Source organism: Falsiroseomonas oleicola, assembly GCF_019029495.1.
Classification (GTDB): domain Bacteria; phylum Pseudomonadota; class Alphaproteobacteria; order Acetobacterales; family Acetobacteraceae; genus Falsiroseomonas; species Falsiroseomonas oleicola.
Genome location: NZ_JAERQM010000003.1, coordinates 119,641 through 138,184 on the forward strand (window position 1 = coordinate 119,641; position 18,544 = coordinate 138,184).

At 68.8% G+C, this 18,544-nt stretch carries 19 protein-coding genes and 1 tRNA gene; 16 read left to right on the forward strand and 4 right to left on the reverse strand.

Annotated features, from left to right (window positions below):
• Positions 1–130 precede the first annotated feature (130 nt).
• Both JJQ90_RS11380 and JJQ90_RS11385 read left to right on the forward strand, forming a co-directional pair.
• Positions 131–580, forward strand: a complete 450-nt coding sequence (locus JJQ90_RS11380) for a hypothetical protein (RefSeq protein WP_216875479.1) — start codon at positions 131–133, stop codon at positions 578–580.
• Between the two features lie 692 nt (positions 581–1,272).
• Positions 1,273–2,598 (forward strand): tyrosine-type recombinase/integrase, encoded by a 1,326-nt coding sequence (locus tag JJQ90_RS11385; RefSeq protein WP_216875481.1) that lies wholly within the window; start codon positions 1,273–1,275, stop codon positions 2,596–2,598.
• A 367-nt stretch (positions 2,599–2,965) separates the two neighbouring features.
• Here the strand turns inward: JJQ90_RS11385 and JJQ90_RS11390 are convergent, their stop codons facing one another.
• The gene (locus tag JJQ90_RS11390; RefSeq protein WP_216875483.1) at positions 2,966–3,310 is read right to left on the reverse strand and encodes a hypothetical protein; all 345 of its coding nucleotides are present in this window, start codon (positions 3,308–3,310) and stop codon (positions 2,966–2,968) included.
• The gene (locus JJQ90_RS11395; RefSeq protein ID WP_216876285.1) at positions 3,307–3,519 is read right to left on the reverse strand and encodes a helix-turn-helix domain-containing protein; all 213 of its coding nucleotides are present in this window, start codon (positions 3,517–3,519) and stop codon (positions 3,307–3,309) included. Before JJQ90_RS11395 ends, JJQ90_RS11390 begins: the two co-directional genes overlap by 4 nt.
• 254 nt (positions 3,520–3,773) lie before the next feature.
• Here JJQ90_RS11395 and JJQ90_RS11400 point away from each other — a divergent pair, with 254 nt between their 5' ends.
• The 14 genes from JJQ90_RS11400 to JJQ90_RS11465 all read left to right on the forward strand — a co-directional run bounded on the left by JJQ90_RS11400 (position 3,774) and on the right by JJQ90_RS11465 (position 16,516).
• Positions 3,774–4,154 (forward strand): hypothetical protein, encoded by a 381-nt coding sequence (locus tag JJQ90_RS11400; protein WP_216875485.1) that lies wholly within the window; start codon positions 3,774–3,776, stop codon positions 4,152–4,154.
• Positions 4,151–4,672: a hypothetical protein gene (locus JJQ90_RS11405; RefSeq protein ID WP_216875487.1), complete on the forward strand. Its 522-nt coding sequence runs from the start codon at positions 4,151–4,153 to the stop codon at positions 4,670–4,672. The genes JJQ90_RS11400 and JJQ90_RS11405 overlap by 4 nt, the downstream gene beginning before the upstream one ends.
• Entirely contained in the window at positions 4,669–5,451 is a 783-nt protein-coding gene (locus tag JJQ90_RS11410) for a hypothetical protein (protein ID WP_216875489.1), read from the forward strand. The genes JJQ90_RS11405 and JJQ90_RS11410 overlap by 4 nt, the downstream gene beginning before the upstream one ends.
• A complete protein-coding gene (locus JJQ90_RS11415; protein WP_216875491.1) occupies positions 5,448–5,672 on the forward strand; it encodes a hypothetical protein in 225 nt (74 codons plus the stop codon). The genes JJQ90_RS11410 and JJQ90_RS11415 overlap by 4 nt, the downstream gene beginning before the upstream one ends.
• A 138-nt stretch (positions 5,673–5,810) precedes the next feature.
• A complete protein-coding gene (locus JJQ90_RS11420; protein ID WP_216875493.1) occupies positions 5,811–6,668 on the forward strand; it encodes a hypothetical protein in 858 nt (285 codons plus the stop codon).
• Between the two features lie 443 nt (positions 6,669–7,111).
• The gene (locus JJQ90_RS11425; RefSeq protein WP_216875495.1) at positions 7,112–7,414 is read left to right on the forward strand and encodes a hypothetical protein; all 303 of its coding nucleotides are present in this window, start codon (positions 7,112–7,114) and stop codon (positions 7,412–7,414) included.
• Entirely contained in the window at positions 7,414–7,902 is a 489-nt protein-coding gene (locus JJQ90_RS11430) for a hypothetical protein (RefSeq protein WP_216875497.1), read from the forward strand. The genes JJQ90_RS11425 and JJQ90_RS11430 overlap by 1 nt, the downstream gene beginning before the upstream one ends.
• Positions 7,899–8,759 (forward strand): DUF7146 domain-containing protein, encoded by an 861-nt coding sequence (locus tag JJQ90_RS27480; RefSeq protein ID WP_216875499.1) that lies wholly within the window; start codon positions 7,899–7,901, stop codon positions 8,757–8,759. The genes JJQ90_RS11430 and JJQ90_RS27480 overlap by 4 nt, the downstream gene beginning before the upstream one ends.
• The gene (locus tag JJQ90_RS11440) at positions 8,752–10,299 is read left to right on the forward strand and encodes a hypothetical protein (RefSeq protein WP_216875501.1); all 1,548 of its coding nucleotides are present in this window, start codon (positions 8,752–8,754) and stop codon (positions 10,297–10,299) included. Before JJQ90_RS27480 ends, JJQ90_RS11440 begins: the two co-directional genes overlap by 8 nt.
• A gap of 66 nt (positions 10,300–10,365) precedes the next feature.
• Entirely contained in the window at positions 10,366–11,016 is a 651-nt protein-coding gene (locus JJQ90_RS11445; protein ID WP_216875503.1) for a hypothetical protein, read from the forward strand.
• A 37-nt stretch (positions 11,017–11,053) separates the two neighbouring features.
• Positions 11,054–11,587, forward strand: coding sequence for an HK97 family phage prohead protease (locus JJQ90_RS11450; protein WP_216875505.1), 534 nt, complete (start codon positions 11,054–11,056; stop codon positions 11,585–11,587).
• A complete protein-coding gene (locus tag JJQ90_RS11455; protein ID WP_216875507.1) occupies positions 11,587–12,348 on the forward strand; it encodes a hypothetical protein in 762 nt (253 codons plus the stop codon). The genes JJQ90_RS11450 and JJQ90_RS11455 overlap by 1 nt, the downstream gene beginning before the upstream one ends.
• A gap of 55 nt (positions 12,349–12,403) precedes the next feature.
• On the forward strand, positions 12,404–15,295 hold the full coding sequence (locus tag JJQ90_RS11460; RefSeq protein ID WP_216875509.1) for a hypothetical protein: 2,892 nt from the start codon (positions 12,404–12,406) through the stop codon (positions 15,293–15,295).
• 654 nt (positions 15,296–15,949) lie between these two features.
• The gene (locus tag JJQ90_RS11465) at positions 15,950–16,516 is read left to right on the forward strand and encodes a hypothetical protein (RefSeq protein WP_216875511.1); all 567 of its coding nucleotides are present in this window, start codon (positions 15,950–15,952) and stop codon (positions 16,514–16,516) included.
• 585 nt (positions 16,517–17,101) lie between these two features.
• Here JJQ90_RS11465 and JJQ90_RS11470 read toward each other — a convergent pair.
• Together JJQ90_RS11470 and JJQ90_RS11475 are read right to left on the reverse strand one after the other, a co-directional pair.
• Positions 17,102–17,176: transfer RNA gene (locus tag JJQ90_RS11470), tRNA-Gly, on the reverse strand.
• 382 nt (positions 17,177–17,558) lie between these two features.
• On the reverse strand, positions 17,559–18,455 hold the full coding sequence (locus tag JJQ90_RS11475) for a LysR substrate-binding domain-containing protein (RefSeq protein WP_216875513.1): 897 nt from the start codon (positions 18,453–18,455) through the stop codon (positions 17,559–17,561).
• Positions 18,456–18,544: the final 89 nt, after the last annotated feature.

Consider the following 18,544-nt stretch of genomic DNA (forward strand, 5'->3'; position numbering starts at 1 on the left):
CGCCTCGCCTGGTTTGGCGCCCTTTGGGTGGGGAGCGTGATCGGCCTCGGTATCATCGGCCTTGCCATAAAATTCGCGCTGCGATGAACACGCGGCCGCCCCGTTCCCGCACAAGAAAAGGACCGTCCGCATGACCCGCGCCACCCTCCGCCGCGCTGCCCTCGCGCTGCTCGCCACCAGCTCGGTCGCCATCACGCCGGCCCTCGCGCAGGAGCCGCAGCGCGTGCTCGCCCTCGTCACCACGGCCGAGCCGCAAGTGCAGGGCATGGCCTTCGTGCTGCTCAACGCCATGCGCATGCAGGGCGCCACCGTCGAGGTCATGCTCTGCGGTCGGGCCGCCGATCTGGCGCGGCGCGAGCCGCCCGGCCCGGCCGCCACGCCGATGCGCCCGATGAACGCGACGCCCGCCCAGATGCTCGCCGGCATGGTTCGTGCCGGCGTGCGCACCGAGGTCTGCGCGCTGTACCTGCCCAATGCCGACATCGGGCCCGAGGCGCTGATCGAAGGCGTGCGCCCCGCCCAGCCGCCCGAGATGGCGCGCCGCCTGATCGACCGCGCCACCACCGTGCTGCCGTTCTGATCCGAACCGCCGCATGCTTCTGGCCGCCGCAGGCCAGGTCGACAACTTCGCCGGCCCCGGTCAATGCGATCATCACCACCATCGCCAGCCGAACCATCGCGCGGGACGCTTGCTGTCGGCATCTTCTGGCTCCGGGCCGTTCAGCTTCGCGGTTTCGGCGAGGGGGTCGATGATGGCGGCGCTGCCCGCCATGACCGCCACATCGGCGAAACCATCACCATCAGCTCAAGACCGGGGTCGGCTGAGACTTACGCATCGCCTCATGCCTGCCAGCACCAGTCGCACCAGACTGGTCCGCGACGCCATGCTGTGCTGACGCATCGAGCGCGACGAGCAGGAGATGAAGCGCTCGCCAACTCGCCCGCAGCCTGCCTCGATGCCCATGCTGCCAACGCCTCAACGGCGCCAACTCACGACACAGTGGTAAACTTCACGGAGATGATGGAGCGGGCGGGGGGAATCGAACCCCCGACATTCAGCTTGGGAAAGGGCCGCCGGGCGGCCTAAAGTGCGGGGTGCGGTGACGGCCTGAAGGTGAAAGCAAGGATTTTCAGCCTCTTGCAATCTCCCGCAATCTCACCGCGTATCTGGCCGTCTCGCCGGATTTGTGCCCCCGGTGTGCCCCCCGGCGAATCCAGGGGCATTTTCGGGGGCACAGCCGATAAGAATTGTCCCCGCCGGAGCCCGCCCGCGTGAAAGCCAAGCTGACCGTCCCCTACATCGATGCGCTGCGCCCGCCGGAAACGGGCCGGGTGGAGATCAGGGACACCATCGCGCCGGGCCTGGTGCTGCGCATCACCTCCGGCGGGGTGATGACATGGAGCCTCCGCGCCCGCACGGCAGATGGGCGGCAGACGCGCCCTCGGCTGGGCACCTATCCCGCCCTGTCGCTGGCCGATGCCAGGAAGGCCGCCACGGCCATGCTGACGGCGGTCCAGAAGGGCGGCGATCCGGTGGCGGAGAAGCGGGCCGCGCGGGCTGCCAGGGTGCAGGCGGTGGCCGCCAAGGGCGCCACGGTCGCCGCCAGGCTGGCGGAGTGGCAGGCGGCGCGCCTCGCCGATCCCGCCGCGCCATGGTCCACCAAATATGCGGCCGAGATCGCGCGGACCTGCAACCAGGCCATCATCCCCAAGCTGGGCGCCCTGCAACTGGACACCACGACCCGGGAGCAATGGACCAAGGTCATCACCGCCTGGCGCCAGCTGGTGACGAAGCCGAAGGCGGTTCCGCCCGGCACCAAGCGCCGTCCTGCCGGCGCCCCGGCGCGAGACGGCTCCGGCGCCGCCGCCTTCCTGTACCGCACCGTCTCCGCCTTCCTGAACTTCGCCGAGGCCCATGGCTGGATCCCGGCGCCGCTGCTGCCTCGGAAGGGCGCTTCGGTCATCGCCCCGCCGCCAGCGGCGCGCGCCCGGGTGCTGACGGAAGCCGAGCTGGTGGCGGTTTGGAAGGCCGCGGACCGGGAGCCGCCGAAGCTGCGCGCCTTCATCCGTCTGGCGATCCTGACCGGCGCGCGGGAGGGGGAGGTGGCGGAAATCTCGGCAGGGGAGGTGGATCGGGCGGCCGGCCTCTGGGCGATTCCGGGCGTGCGGACGAAGAACGGCCTCGGCTACACCCTGCCGCTGTCACCCCTGGCCCTGGCTGAGCTGGGCGCCGTCTGGCCGGCGGAGGAACCCGCCGCCGCCGATCGGCTGTTGGGCCGCACTGCCTTGCGCGGTTTCCAGGGATTTGGGCGGTTGAAAATCCGGGTGGACGCGGCCAGCAAGGTGACCGGCTGGCGCTGGCATGACATCCGCCGGACGGTTCGTACCGGCATGACGCGCCTGGGCGTGCCACGGGACCATGCCGAGGCTGCCATCAACCACGTCTCTGGCCGCACCATGCTGGAACGGACCTATGACCGCCACGACTACGCGCCGGAGGTCCTGGCGGCGCTGGCGCGCTGGCAGGGGCATGTGGCGGGGCTGGTCGGTGCCGGCGCGGAGGTGGTGCCGCTTCGCAGGCCGACACGCAACGCGTAGGCAATGCCGGCGTCCGCGGCGCGGACACCGGGAAAGCCATCCTCCCTGAGATCGGCATCCCCCGCCAGCGCGCCAGCCAAGGGCCGGGCTCAACCCGGAGTGCGGGTTCAAGCCGCGCCAGCCCCGCGCAGCGAGCCGGCGGGGCCGCAGGCCTTCGAAGTCTGCGGTGCGCAGGTGCAGCGCGGCGGTGGGGCCTCCCATGAACCCCACATTGCGCTCCCGCCCAAAGGCGGTGCTACGGCCGGGAGAGTTTCACCGTGTCACGTCGCGCTGCGGTGGCATTATTAGGCGGCGTGGGCCTCACCGCCACCTCCGAATGCCGGTGGCGCGGGCTGATGATCTCGACGCTGGTTTGTCCTGGTAGAAGCTATTCCGGACGGGTGTCTGCCATCGTGACATTGCGCCCGCCTGCCGCCAGGGCCTGACCCAGGGCATCTATGGCGGTGGCAGTTGGCAGGCCCTTCACCTCAACGGAAGTGCCGTCTGCCAACCGGATCTGCACGAAGCGCGAAGCGCGGGCCTTGATCCACTCGACGATGATCTTGGTGACGAACGGCGCCAGCGCGACCGTGATGGCGACTGTTTCGGCCGAGGCATAGACCGCGCCGGGCCGGGGCAGCGGGCGTTCGAAGGGAATTTCCGCCTTCGCGAGCATGGCGAGGAAATCGTCACGTCCGTGACGAAACACGGTGATGTGGCTGAGCTCGCTCATGATGCGCCGGCCTTGCGCAGCCGAACGCCTGGCCCGCCCCCATTCTCCGCGATGAACTCCACGCCGGCCGCTTCGAGGGCGGCGCGGATGGCCGCGAGGGTTCGAGGTTGCAGAACCTCGCCCTTTTCCAGGCGCACCACGGTGTCTGCTGATACGCCTGCCGCAGCGGCCAACTCCCTCACCCCGAGGCCAACTGCGGCCCGCGCCATCTTCGACTGGACTGCTGCCAACTGAACCACGTTCGGAAAGCCTTGCGTCGTGCTGATACGACGCATATCCTAACCGGGTTCTGATACCTGAACAACGTCAGAACGGCCGGACGGGGAAGGTGGAAGCTCCCCGCGCCCGGCCTGACCACTCCACGAGCCCCACGGAGGCCCGAAAGATGGCTGCTGTCCTCACTACACCCACGCCTTCCCGGCGTGGAGTGCTTGCCTGCACCTCTGCTGCTGGCCTCGCCGCAATGGCGGCCTCCGGCCTGGGTGACATCGCCCCGGAAGCGGATGCGGTGCTGGTGGACCTGGCGCAGCGGTGGCGCGCCGCCTGGCCGGAAGTGGATCGCATCTGCGATGATCTCGAAGCCGCCGAGCTGCGGGGCGATGTGGCAGGCCAGGCGGCGTGCCACCGGCGCAGCGGCGCTGTCTTCGCGACGCTGGCGACAATCGAAGAGGCGATTGCGGCGGCGCCGGCCCATGGCGCCGAGGGCCTCGCGGTCAAGGCTGCGCTGCTGGCCCGCGTGTTCCTCGGCCCGCATGAGCCGCTGCCCCGCAACCGGAATTTGGCGCGATCCCTCGCCGCGGATGCGCTGCGCCTGGCACCCTTCGCCGCTGAGGTGGAGGCATGAAGCCCTCATCATCCCGGCGTGGAATCCTCGCCTGCGCGCTGGCGGCGCGCCTCGCCGAACTGGCGGCCGCTGGCCCGACTGACCAAGCCGCCAGCCTGGCGCCGCAAGCTGGCGGCCTGGTCGCCGCGAGCGGCAGCGGGATCGCCAACGATCCCTGTTTCCTGGCGGGCCTTCGGTTCGGCCAGGCCTCTGCCGCCTATCGGGCGGCCAGCCTGACCGTCTGGTCTGGTTCGAGCGCGGACCCGCTCTATCGCGAGTGGACCTCCGCCGCTGCGCAAATCCTGGCCGCGCCGGCCCATAGCCTTGGCGGTGTCCTGGCCAAGCTCATCATGGCGTTGGACCAGATCGGCATCGCCCGGGAGGACGCGGAAGCCCTCGAGCCCTGCGAGGTGGCGGAGCATGCCTTGCTGGAATGCATCCGCGCCCTTTCGGAGATCACGGGAATCAGCCTGGACGCGATGGGGGCGGACTTCGTCAGCGCCAAGCTCCGCGCCCCGGCGGCGGAGGCGCGGGCATGACGAACGCAACCACCCGCCGCGGCGTCCTGGCCTTTGCGCCGGCCGCGCTGTTGCTGTCCGTCGCGCAGCCTGCGGAGGCGCCGCCTCTGCCTCCGGCGACGCCCGTGGATGCCCTGCCGGAAGCCGATCGCCGGCTGCTGGCGCTGCGTGAATCCGCCAGGGCGGGAAGTGCGGCCTATTACGAAGCCATGCGGGCCGGCTGGGCGGCCGATGAGGCCGGCGACCGCGCTGCCCGCGCCGAAGCGGACGGCGCCCAGGAAGACGCCTGGGCGGCCTATGTGACCGCGCTGGAGGAAATGGCGGAGATTCCAGCGGCAGGCTTCGCCGGCGTGCTGGCGAAGCTGTCTGCCACGGATGCCTACACGGATATCCACTGCGCCGCGAACGCCGAGGAATTTGCCACCCTCGCCAGCGCCGCGGCCGATGCCGCGCGCATCCTGGCGGAGCTCGGCCTGGCCGCCGCCGCGCCGGCGCCTGTGCCGTCCCGCGATTGCGCGCTGCTGACCTGGTGCGAGCAATGGCACGAAGCCGCCATCGAGCGCGAAGAGCGTTTCGACCTGGCGCCGGAGACGATGACCGCATCGGAGCTTCGGGCGGAAGCGGCGCTGCGGCACCGCATGGCCGATCGGATGAGTCTCATCATCGGCACCCCGGCCCTGACCCGGGAAGGGCGGGTGGCGAAGGCGGAGATCCTTGAAGGCTATCTGGACGACCGGCGGGACATGGTCGCCCGGCTGGCGGCATCCCTGGTTCAGGATGTGACGCGGGGTGCCGCATGACAGCCCGCGCCATCTGCGCCATGCGGCGCGCGCAGCGCCGGGCTGTCCGCGGCATCACCTATGGCGAGGTGCAGATGCTGGCCCTTGTCGTCACGGTGCTGGGCGAGGATGCCGCGCGCGCCCTGGTCGCCGCGATGCCCGTGGCCGATGGGCCGGATGCGGTGGCCTGGGCGGTCGCCGAGGCCGCCCGCACGGCGGCGCCGGCCAGGGCGGCGGCGTGATGACGCGGGCATTGTTGCGGCGGCCCGCGCGGGCCGCCATGCTCGAAATCGGCGGGGCTAGGCTGGCCCCCGACAAGTCCGGACCCTCCGCGCCGGATTGCCCCGCCGACTACAGGCGCGGGGCGTGCGGAGGCGCGGATGCAGCATCGGGAATCGGTGCCCGACGATCATGTGCCTGGATCGGGCATGCTGCGGATAGAAGCCGGCGCGTCCCTGCCCTTCGATCTGTTCGCGGCTGCGGATGTCGAGTTGCTGTGTGGTGCGGCCCGCCGGTCGCCAGTGCCGGGACTCAGACACCAACAAGAAGCCCTCCGCCTCAGCGATACGGCGATCGCGTTCGTCATGGAGCGGCGTCGCCGCGACATGACGGACAGGGAGAAGGTCGAGCTTATGAGCCGGATGGCGAAGCTCGCCGAGGAGCTGCACGGCTTCATGCGTCGTTCGGATATCGCGGATCTGTGGGACCCGGACATTGGCCACCTTCCGGCGATTCAGCTTGCGATGGACGCGCCCCACGATGCGGAGTTTTGGAGGCGGAAAGACGCCGCGAAGGAAGCGCGGTATCTGATCGGCGGCGATTCGGACCCTCAGCGCTTTCTTTGGATATTGCAGGTTGCCGCCACCGAACAGGCTCGGCGGTCAACCTTCCCCTCGCGCCGCGGCCCCGAGCGGCAGACGGCCCGGCATGTGTTCGTGTCGCGGGTGTTGCACGCCTACACCGCAATGACGGGCCAAGCTCCAGGCATCGGGCCTGCGAATGGCGGGACCCGCAAGGCCGGGCCGGCTGCGCGCTTCGTCGCCGAGGTCTGTCGGCTGATGCGTGCGAGGCTCACGCATCATGAGCGCGAGGTCGATCCCGGGATCGATGGGCTGCTTGCGTCGGGCGAAGCGGAACACGTCGCGGGCCAATGGGTTAGTGAGGCTCTTCGCCACCGCACGCGTGAAGAGCAGTTGCTGGCCCAGTTGCGTGGAGGGCCGCGCGGCTCGGCGACTTAACCGCGCTTTACCGACTGCGGTTCAGCGTCGTGACGGGGGAATTATCCGTCGATGCGCAACCGCGATTTGTGTTGATAGTGGGACACCTCGGAACACTCCAGAGGTAAACCTCCATATGCGGTACCAACCACCTGATCCGCTGTTGCCGCCCGAAAGTGCCGCAATTGAAGCGGGCCTTAGCATTCCTGCGTTCTATAAGGCGGTAGCCGCCAAGCGGCTGCCATCGCCAGTCTACCCGGCGCCGCGTGCGCCCCGTTGGCGACGAAGCGAGTTGCTTGCCGCGCTGGAAGTCACCCGCGCTCTTCCTTCCCAGGCCAAGGCGGCTCGCCGCGAAGCCAAGCTGGCCCTGGCGGGCTGAGGCGGCACTCATGCAAACCCGTGCGATGCCCTCGGCGACCCCCGCCGCGGCGCATAACCCTGTTGGCCATGCGATGGGATCGCCGATGCGCGAGTCCCTGCGGAGCCTTCCCCTCGGCGCGCGCTGCCTGCTTCTGCTGCTGGCCGATGCAGCGGCGCAGTCCGGCCACGATGAGACGCTGCCCTTCTCCGACACGCCAAGCCTTGCCGTGGTGGCCCATGCCGAGGAAGCGGAGATCGCCGAGCATATCGCGACGTTGATCGATCAAGGGCTGCTGGCCGTCACGACCAGCGGGCGACTCCGGGTGGTTGCCCTGACCCGTACCGGTGGCATCCGCCGCCTGGCGCGGTTGGTGATGCAGCCACATGCCGGCGGAGGGCGCGGCTGATGCCGGGCACAACCTTCAATGCCCTCCCGCTCCATCTTCGCGGCATCGTTGACTTCCGGATCCAGGGCGGCCGTCTGCACATGGTAGGGCCGCGCGACCGGCACCCCCACGGCCCGCCATCACGAAGCGAGCTGCTGTTCATCGGCGATGACCGGGACGGGCCGAATGGATCCCTCGGTCCGGCAGCTTTCGACGGTCCACGGCTGCGCCGCTGGTTGGCATCCTTCGGGCGTGGCGGCGGCGCCGTTGGCGTCTTCGGCGGGGCGCCAGACGCGGCGGCCTATAACTCCCTCTGTCTCTTCGCGGTGACGCTGCCGCGCGGCGCCGTCATCATCGAATGCGCGGTCGGTACGTGGCTGGAGTGGTCGCGCTACATCTACTCCCTTGCCCCCGACGCGCTGCGCATGGATGTGGTGCCAGGCGAAATTCAGGCCGAAGCCGTCCGGCACATGCGCGCCGAAGGCGCCTTTCCGGTGCAGATGCGGTGAGCACCGCCCCGGAAATCGCGGCGCTGCTGGGCGGGCGCAAGGCCGCTGGTGGTGGCTTCATCGCGAACTGCCCCAGTTGCGGTGGCAAGAACTGTTTTCGAGTAAGTCAGAATCGAGAAAAGACCCTCTGGTGGTGCGCATACTGCCAAGACCAGCGCGCCATTACGGCGGCGGTGCTGGCGATCATCGGCGGGCAGGCGCCGATGGCGCCCAGCGTCGCGCCCGCCACTTCGCGCCAGGCGGCGCCGAGCGGGGATGCGGCCCTTGGCCTATGGTCGCGGGTGGTCCCGTGGCGGGATACCCCGGTGGCCAGCTACCTCGCCCTACGGCTGCCCGGGGTCGCCCTGCCGGCGCTGCCGGATATCGGCTTCCTTCCGCAGGCCAAGCATCCCGCCGGCGTCAGGCTGCCCTGCATGGTCGCGTTGCTGCGCGACGTGCATGGGGTGCCGACAGCGGTCCATCGGACCTTCCTCGCGCCGGGTGGCGTGGGCAAGGCGGCAGTCGAGCCCGTGCGGATGACGCTGGGCAATGTGCGCGGGAGCGCCCTGCGCATCTTCCCCGTGGCGGAGCGCCTGGTGGTTGGGGAGGGCATCGAAACCAGCCTCGCCGCCGGGCATCTGCTGCGCCTGCCCGCATGGGCCGCCATCAGCGCCGGCAACCTGGGCCAGACGGTCGCCCTGCCGCCGGAGGTGAGGGAGGTGGTGCTGGCGATGGACGTGGACGGCCCCGGCCGCGCCGCCGCCGCGAAGGCCGCCGTCCGATGGAAGGCCGAGGGCCGCAAGGTGCAGCTCGCAAAGCCGCACCGCGAAGGCCAAGACTTCGCTGACGTGCTCGCGGAGCGCGCGAAGCGTGTCTGAGGACGATCCAGACGATTTCAGCATCGGAGATCCGGAGGACTCTCCGCCGGATGGGGGCGGGAAGAAGCCGAAGGCGAAGCGCCGCCGGCGGGACATCTCCACTCTGGTGCTGAGCGAAATCGATCTGTTCCGTGGCGCGGACCACAAGCCCTATGCGGGGGTTCGCTATTCGCGCGGCCATGTCGAGACAATGCTTGTCACCGGCCGCACCTTCGAGTTGCACCTTCGCGGCGTGGCCCATGACATCCACGGGGTCATCATCAGCGCCGCCGCGCTGCGTGCCGCGCTCGACATGGCTGAGATGCGGGCGCTTGGCTCGGGCGATGTACGGCGCGTCTGGCGCCGCACGGCCGAGGTTGATGGCGAGCACTGGTTGGATATGGGTGGCGGTGACCCGAAGGGCGAGCGGCGCGCCATACGAATCACGGCGGCCGGATGGGCCATCGTTCCCGCGGAGGATGTGCCGGTTTTCTTCATCCGTTCCGACGACGCCTTGCCGCTACCTGAGCCCATGCCCGGTGAGGCGCAGTACGGTGACCTTCGGTCCTTCATCAACGTCCAGGGCGAAGATGATGTCCTGCTCATCTGGGCTTTCCTGGTCTGCGCTCTTCGCGCCTTCCTCGGCAAGGGCGCGTACCCGCTGATATCCGTGATCGGTGAAGCGGGAGGCGGCAAGTCCACCTTCTGCTTGCTGCTGCATCTGCTGATCGATCCCAGCACTGTGACGCTGATCGGCCTGAGCGAGGATGTGCGGGATTATGCGGCGATCCTGCCGACGCGCCATGTTGTCAGCTTCGACAACCTGTCGGGGTGCTCGGCGAGCATCAGCGACCTGTTCTCTCGTGTCGCGACGGGTGGCGTGCACATCGCCCGCCAGCTCAACACCAATGGCGAGCTGTATACGGCGAAGCTGCTGAACCCGCTGATCCTGAACGGCATCGCGGACAGCTTCGGGCGGCCGGACCTTCAGGAACGGACGCTGGTGATCGCGCTCGAGCGGCCGGCGGAGCGGCGGACGGATAGCGAGGTGCATGCGGAGTTCGAGCGCCTGCGGCCCGCGCTGTTGGGGCTGCTGCTGGATGGGTTGAGCGCGGCAATCCGCAACCTACCGAATACCGTGGTGGAAGATGCACCGCGCATGGCGGATGCGGCCCATTGGGCGGAGGCCGCGGCGCCTGGCCTCGGCATAGAGCCCGGTCGGATCGTCGCCGCCTGGCGGTCGAACCGCGGCGCCATGGAGCGCGCGGCGCTTTCGGTGGATGACCTGGCGCGGTCGATCATCACGCTGCTGGATGAGGTCGAGCGCGACAGCGGAAGGGCCGAGTGGCGCGGCGAACCTGCCGAGCTGCATCGCCGGCTGAGTGACATTGCCGGGGAGCGTGTGACGAAGAGTCGCCTCTGGCCTTCGAATGCCGCCGGCATGTCGAATGCCCTGCGGCGCATCGTCGGGCCGCTGCGCAACGTGCACGGCATCGAAATCACGAAGGGCAAGGGCGGCGCCGATAGCACCCGATGGGTGAGCGTTCGCCGAGGTCCCTAGTGCCAGGTTTCGGGCGCGCGCCGCTTCGCCCGATGCCTTTTCACATAGCGGCATGGAGTGACGAAGATGGATTTCAAAGCACTGTTTCCCATGCGCCCGAAGGGTGAGTCTGTGAAGGATATCGACGAAGCCCTTCAGCTTGCGCGGAACGCCGGAGAGGCGGCGCGCGCCAGCATCGGGGATATCCAGGCGCGGCGCGCAGCCGTGCTGCTGAATGGCAGCGAGCAGGAGGTCGCCAGCGCAGAGGCCGCGCTTGCGGCGGCGCGGGCGGATGCCGAACGGTCGGATGTCCTGGTGCCGGCCCTCGAACAGAAGCTCGCCGAGGCCCAGCGCCGCGAGCGGATCGCCGCCCTCGTCGTCCAGGTGGCGGAGGCCAACGCGAAGTGCGCGGCGGCGGAGAAGGCGATCCATGCCCGGTATGAAGAGCTGGCGCACGCTCTCGTGCGGGATGTGTTGCAGCCGGAGAATGAGGCGATCCGGGCGCGAGAAGCCGCGGCGCTGGCCGTGGATCGGCTGGTGCAGGATCTTCGCCTTGACGAGATCCCGGAAAACCTTCGGGTGAGGAAGGTGCCTTTCGGTGTGCAGATGCCGAACACCCTCTTCCGCAATCAGCTCGGCGACGAAATCAGGCTGCCCAGCCTGAAGGGCACCGGCTTTCCGAACGATCATGTCGCGGCGATCTGGCCGCCGCACAATGGACACCGTCAGGGTGGCTAGAGGCGCGGCGCCTCCGCCGGTTCCCCCGCCTCTCGCGGTGGAGCCGGCTTCTATCGACGGGGCTGCGCCGCCTTTCCTGCAATGGGGCGAGGTTGACGGACGACTCGGAAAGCGCGGCTTCGATTCGAAGGCGCGACGCATCGTCGGCCGCATCTGTTCAGAAGGTCCCGTGCAGCATCGGGGGGCGGATGAGCGGCTGATTCTGGACATGGCGAGGGCCGATCTGTCGCTGTTGAATTCTGGGCGGGCGCCTGTGCTGTTGGACCATATGCAGGCGTTCAGCGGCCTTATCGGCGTGGTCGATCGGGCGTGGGTTGAGGGCAACGCCTGCCTGGCAGAGATGCGGATCGGCCCCACGGCGAGATGCGCTGAGGTGTGGGATATGATCGCTGCCGGAATGCTGCAAAACATATCCATCGGATTCCGCTTTCTGGCCTGGCCTTCGGCGGCGGGTGTCCTGCGTGCGGCACAGTGGCACCCCTTTGAGGTCAGCCTTGTTACTGTGCCGGCGGACTGGACTGCGTCGCTGCTGCATGGTCGTTTGCCCAGCGCGGCCCCTTCGGTGGACTGATGTCCCGTCGCCTCACCTCACATCGCTGCTGGCCGGCCGCTCCGGCCGGCGCGCGCGATTCCATCCATGCGATTGCGGTGGAGATCGCGGGTGGTGTGGCGAAGAGCGTTGCGCCCATCTGCACCGCGCTGGAAGCGGAGGCGGTGGCGCTGCTGCGGCGCTTGGCGCGGCAGGGAGGCGCGCCGACACGTGCCGTGGCCGTCGAACGCCTGCGCCGTCTACAGGCTGCCGCCGCAGCCCTGGCGCAAGCCTGCGCCGATCTGGACCCGGTGACGCTGAGTCTTCTGGCGGCGCGATCGGCCACCCTCCCGCTGCGCGCGGCGGTGGTTATGGCAAGGCGCATTGCGGATTCGGCGAACGTCGCGCGGCTGGATCTGGTGAACGCCACGCCGCCGACACCAGGCCCCGGCAATCTGGCGGATCGGCTATGGGGCGATCCGCGGTTGTCCCTCTGTCGCGGGTGTTGCGGCATCGTCTCCGCTTTTGCCGGCAAGGATGCATGCAGCAGCTCGCCCGGCGGCTTGGTTCATCGCACGGCAGCGGCCGTGTGGGACCGCGCAACTGGCGAGGTTGGGGAAGAGGCCGGCCTTGAGCGGTACGTCGCCATGGCACTGAGCATGACGCGGGCAGCGGATGCAGGCGGTTGCAGTGCAGAAGCGCGGTTTGTCGAATCTCCCGGCAGGGCGGGGGAATACGACAAAGCCTTTCGTGAGGAATCGATGCAGTTTTCCCCGACGCCGCAGCCTGCGGTCGCGCCGTAGATGCGGCGGGCCTTGGTGATGGCCTTGCCGACGTCTGGTAGCGGGAGAATTGAAGATGAGCGGATCGCGGGGGCGTAGCGTCTACAACTTCCGCGTCCAGGCTGAGGGGTTCAACGAATTCGTCCAGGACCTGCGCAGCGTCGCGGGTGAATCCGAGGCCGCGAACCGCGCCATCGAAACCCTGGTGCGATCCAGCCCGCAACTGGCCAGCGCGATGGAAGCGGCGGCCGCGGCGACGGAACGGGCGGCCAAGCGGGCGGTGGAGCTGCGGGAGCAGCAGGACCGAAGCGTCACTTCGGGCGGCCGGGCGACGCAGACGGTGGGCGGCCTGTCTGCGGCGCTGGGCGACCTGGAAGGCAAGACGACGGCGGCGCGTCGCGCGGCCGGGGATTTCCGTGGGGCGCTGGATCTGATCGGCGCCAACACCATCGCCCAGAAGGTCGGCGATGTCAGCAGCATCATCAGCAATGTCGGCGACACGCTGGGGGCCGCCGGCCTGGCTGCGGGGCGGTTCGAGGGTGCGTTGTCGCTGCTGTCGGGCCGTCTGGTTGCCGTGGCTGGCGTCGTCGCGCTGCCGCTGTTTTTGAACAGCGTGGGCCTCGGCATCAGCACGGCTGGAGAGGCAGCCACGACTGCCGGCACTGCGATGGATCAGTGGCGCGAGATGCTGCTGCGCCTCAACCCGACCTTGGAACAGACGGCGCAGCTTGCGGAGCGGACGGCAAAGGCGCTCCGCGAGACGGAGCTGCGCGAGGTCGAGCTGCGTTACGGCCGTGTGGTGGAGGAGCGCGGTACGGCCATTGGCCGGCTGCCGGAAGTCGACGCGCAGCTGCGCGCGGCCGAGCGTGCGGCTGCTGATGCGGAGGCGCGTGCTGTTCGGATCGAGCTGGAACTCGGCGCTGGAGAAGGGCCTGTTGGCGACCGCGCAATGTTCGGCGTGGCGCAGCGCCGGCAGCGGGAGCGCGCGGCGAGCGCCGCGGTGGCGGCGCGCGAGCAGGTGAACACCCTGCGGAGCGAGCGGCTGCGGCTGGAAGAACAGATTAACGCGGCCGGGGTCGCGGCCAATCAGTACCGTAATGAGCGCGCGCGCCTTTCAGGCCCGATCTACGGCGAGCCCGCCGGGCCGCCAGCGCCGCCCGGCCTGACGGTACCGGCATCTTCCGCCGGTCGCCGCATCGCCGATACCTCCGCGCGCGACGCTGCGGCCGAGGCGCGCGATTACGATCGTTCCGAGCAATTGGCTCGGCGCACGGCGGAGGCGCAGTTCGATGCGTTCAGCCGCGTCCAGACCGAAATCACCCGCGCGCAGCAGCGCGAGGAAGCGGTGCGGGAACGCTCGGCGGAGCGGGTCACGGACAGCATCACCCGTTACGCGGCCGACGGCTTCGCGGACCTGTTCCAAAGCGTGGAAGGCGGCTGGGCCGCGACGCTGCGGAAGGTGCAACAGACGGCCCAGAACACCGTCATCCGCTTCGGGGCGGAGGCGATTATCCGCCCCGTGGTTGCCTCCGGCGTCAGTGCGCTGGGGCTGGGCAGCGGCGGCGGTGGCCTGTCGGACCTGCTGGGCCTCGGCCAGACCTTCGGCCAGGCGACCAGCCTGCTGGGGCTCGGCAGCGGTGGCGGCATCGGCGGTTTCCTCGGCCAGCCCATCTTTGGCCAGGCGGCGCTGGCCGGCTCCACCAACAGCGCCCTGGCGGCGCTGGGCCCGGGCGTCTACGGCCCGGCGACGCCTTCGGCCCTCGGGCTAAGTGGTGCCACCTTCGGCCAGGCGTTGGGGGGCATCGGCGGCGGCTTTGCCATCGGCAGCACCATCGGCGGGCTGATCGCCGGCAACAGCGCCGCGCGGCAGACCAATGCGCAGATCGGCGCGGGGCTCGGCGCCGGCGCCGGCTTCCTGATCGGCGGGCCGGTGGGCGGGCTGATCGGCGGCGGCCTGGGCGGCGCACTGGGTGGCGTCCTCGGCCCTGGCGAAAAAACCAACGCCTTCGGCTATGGCGTCACGGCCTCCGGCGGCCAGTTGGGCCTGTCCGGGCTGTCGACCACGGGCGATGGCGCGGGCGGGGATGCCGCGATCCAGGCGGCGCAGCAGCAGGTGGCGCAGATCAATGCCGCGCTGGCCGCGGCCGGGCTGACGGTGCGGGACAACAACCGCGCCGTCACCGGCGGCGGAAACCGGCCGACCGATGGCAGCCAATCCGCCAGCTTCGAGGAGGCGCTGCGCACCTTCCGCTTCAGCAGCGGGAACAGCAACGTCCAGACGGCGCTGGATCGCCGGCCGGATGCGACGCTGGATGAGGCCCTGGCCATCGCCCAGAATTTCGAGGCGGTGAAAGCCGCGATCGAATCGCTGACGGCGGCACCGGTCTCCGCCCTGACGGCGGAGCTGCGGCAGATCGGCGTCGTCTTCGACGCGGCGCGCGCCAGTGCCGCCGAATATGGCCTGGCGCAGGACGAGCTGAACCGGCGCCAGCAGGAAGCGGTGACGCTGGCCGAGACCCGGTCGGAAGCCGGGTTGCTCGGCGGGCTGACGCAGCGGTCGCGGATCCTCGGCGGTTTCCTGGAAACGCGGGCGCGGTCGACCGGGTCGGCGCAGTCGCAGTTCACCGCGGCGCGGTCGCAGTTCGACAACGCCTTGGCGGCGGCCGGCGCGGCGGGCACCGAATCCGCCGATCTGTCCGGCCTGGTGCGGTCGGCGGAGGCTTTGCTCACCGCCAATTCCGCCTTCAATGGCGGCGGCGCCCAGGCGGCGGCGGTGGAGGCGCGGGTGCGCGGCGCGATCATCGCGGTGGGCGGACAGTTGGACCTGCCCGGATTCACCGATGACCTGACGGGCGCGATCTACCGCGCCGGGGAACGGCAGGTGAATGAGCTGCAACAGATCCGGAGTGGACTGGATGCGCTGCGCGAGGAAGTGCGATCGATCCGCCTCCTTTCATCAAGAGGCTAAATTTCTATCAGGTCATTGCGGTGAATGGAGACGAACTTTGAGACAAAGCCCAACTGATCTTAGCCTTGTCTTGCAGCAATCAACGCGTCTTTTGGACGCGATAAACGCTGCGCTTGCGCGAGAGGAGGACCTACGCCGGGCCTCGGCCGCTTATGAGGCATCGGTTCAAGAGGTTCGCCTGGCAAGGGAAGCGTTCCTGCCGTTAATGGAAAGCAATCCAGAGGCGCGGGCCGCCTGGGACCGGGCGCGGGCTGGCCTGGGTTTGCCGCCGGCTGATCCTCCGGCGTCTTCGCCGCAGCCGAAGGTAGAAGGTCTGACCCTGCTACATGGCGGAAAGGCGTAGCTGGCCCATGCAAGTAGGCGCCCTTCCCCTGCCCTTCCCTGGGATGTCGCACGTTCGCCCGCACGGGACCGGGGTGTTTGGCCCTGGGCGGCGGCGGCGGATGCGCGGTGGAAATCGCTCGGGCGTTCGCATTTCGAGGCTTGACGGGCTCAATGTCCGATTTCGCCCCTTGACAGGCCGAATTTGGCACGGGTTGGCACGGCCCTTGCCGTGGTGGGTCCCTCTGGCGCTCCGGCTAATACGGTGAGAATGCCCGCCCGGCTTCACCAGTAGGTGGGTCGAAAACCTGCCTAAACTATTGATACTTAACGATGGAGAGCGTCATGTCGGTTAAGAGGGCTGAGGCGGCCCGCATTCTGAACGTAAGCAAGGCGAGGATCACCCAATACGTTAAGGATGGCATGCCCTCCCTGGCGGATGGGTCGATTGATATCGATGCGGCGCGGCGCTGGCTTAACGACAACATCGATCCCGCGAAGCGCGCGGGTTGGGCGACGGCGAAAGCGCAGCGGGAGCCGGCGCGGAGGCTGGGAGAATTCGTCCCCTTCACAGCCTATCCCGATCCGACACACCGGGGTTTTGCGGTCGCCGCGTGTGCCGCGATTCTCCAGATGCCGACGCATGTGGTGAAGGCTGCTGCTGATATCGGGCTGAATCAGCGTCAGGCGGAGCAGCTCGCGGACCTGGCAATGACGTTCTTGTGGGGAGACCTGGAGGACAAGGCACGGGGCATCGGAATTCCCTGCAATGATCCGAGCGGCGATGTCCTCCGGCTGGATGATACTTGGTGTCATCGGTGGCAGGATCGGTTTCCGTGGCATGAATTGTACGGCCCGGACGGGGTGAGCAAGGTGACCGGCGAGATCCCAGAGGGATAACTGCCGCCCATCTGTTGCATGGTTTGATAGGCCCGCTTCCAAGTCATGGGGAGCGGGCTTTTTCGTGTCGACCAGGTGGTAACCGCAGCCGCGAATCACCTGGCCGTGGCCCTCTGCCAGCGAGCGGTCTGAGACCATGCGCCACCCCTTCCAGCAGACAAGGAAGAAGCAAAAAAAGCGAGGAAAACCGCCACTTGCGGACGACCCGGACGACCCCGGACGATCAAGGGTGCTGCGAACCCCCCAGGACTTAGGCCGGTTACGGACGACCCGGACGACCCGGACGACCCTTTTTTTCTAATTCAGAAAAAGAGATGCAGAAGGGAGGTGTTGCCGCGCGAATGCGCGAGTCCGGAGATAGGGAAAAAGCCGTCCGGATCGTCCGGGTCGTCCGTAACCGGCCTTCAACCTAGGGTTTTTCCGGACGACCCCGGACGATGGCGGACGATCACTCAGGGGTTTCGGGGCGATATCTCGGGCCTTGGCCCGGGGCGGAGGCTGGAGGCGAGGATGTGCCCCCGATGTGCCCCAGGGCTCTATTGTGCCCCCCGGCTAGTAACTGATGGCGTCTAAGCCATTGAAAAATGGAGCGGGCGGGGGGAATCGAACCCCCGACATTCAGCTTGGGAAGCTGACGTTCTACCTCTGAACTACGCCCGCGCGCTGGAAGAAAGCATAGCGGGCGGGGCCTTCGGCGGCAAGGCAGAGGTGCTTCATCCTGAACAGAGGCCCGGTCTCTGGTACTATCGGACCACGTCGGTGACCTCCGCCTGCCTGTCCCGGCGGCGGGCGGCCCGTTCCGCCCACGCCGGGCCTCATGCTTCGTCCGGACAGGGACGGCGACGGGCAGGCGGACCTCGATCAAGCTGGGCGAGCACCCCGCTCTCAAGCCCGCCGACCGCCTTCGCCGACACAAGGGAAAGTTGGTCGCGGCACGTGCTTGAGGACCGCAATCCACCCCACGAAGTACCCCGGGCTCCGGGCGCACGCCGCGTTCGCTTGAACGCAACGCGTGCTCTAGAAGTAATTGAATCTAAATGCGTCAGATGGCTTGCTGCGCGAGCGCCTCGATCTCCGGATGGAGCCATTCCAGAAATGGCGCCGCGCGCTGCCGCATGGCCGCGGTTGCCGGCATGACGATGCTGTAGACGACACCCGGCACCGTGATGCCGGGCCAGGGCGCCACCAGGCGCCCCGCGGCGACATCCGCCGCGGCCAGCAGGCTCGGTGCCACGATGAGGCCCTCTCCGGCGAGTGCCGCCTCATAGGCAACGTAGAAATGCGCGAAGCGTTGGCGTGGCTGGGCAATCCGCTGCACCGCCGCCGCGGCGAGCCAACGGTCCAGATCGCCGGATCGCGTCTGGCTTTCCAGCAGCGTCAGGGTGTCGGGCGCCGTTCCGCCCTGCGCCAGATGCGGGGCGACGAAGGCCGTCAGGGATTCGCGCAGCAAGGGCTGCGCCTCGTAGCCGGTGGGGACGAAGCCGTCGCGCCGGATCGCGAGGTGATGCGGCAGGGTCAGCCAGTCATCCCCGGTGTTGGTCGAACGCAGGGTGACCTGCAATGTCGGCGCCGCACGCTCCAGCCGGAACAGGCGCGGAACCAGCCACTTCATGGCGAAGGTCGCCGGCGCCAGGACACTGAGCTGCGTGCGGGCCTTGTCCGCCGGCCGCAGCGCCGCCAGCCCGTCGCCGATCTGCGCCAGGCCCGCGGTGACCGATTGCGCCAGCCGGCGTCCCGCGCCGTTGAGCACGGCGTCGCGCCCCTCCTCGGCGAACAGCTTCTGGCCGACCCAGTGTTCCAGCGCCCGAAGCTGCTTGCTGATGGCCCCCGGGGTCACGTTCAGCTCCGCGGCCGCGGCGGCCCGGGAGCCCAGCCGCGCCACGGCTTCGAAAGCTTCGATCATGCGCAGGGAGGGACGGGCGCGGGGCGGATCGGCCATCATGATGTCTCCATGAAAAGAATATGAAAACCTCATGTCAGCAGGAAATAACGGACCAGGATCGACGAATATTCGTTGTTCGACCCCGG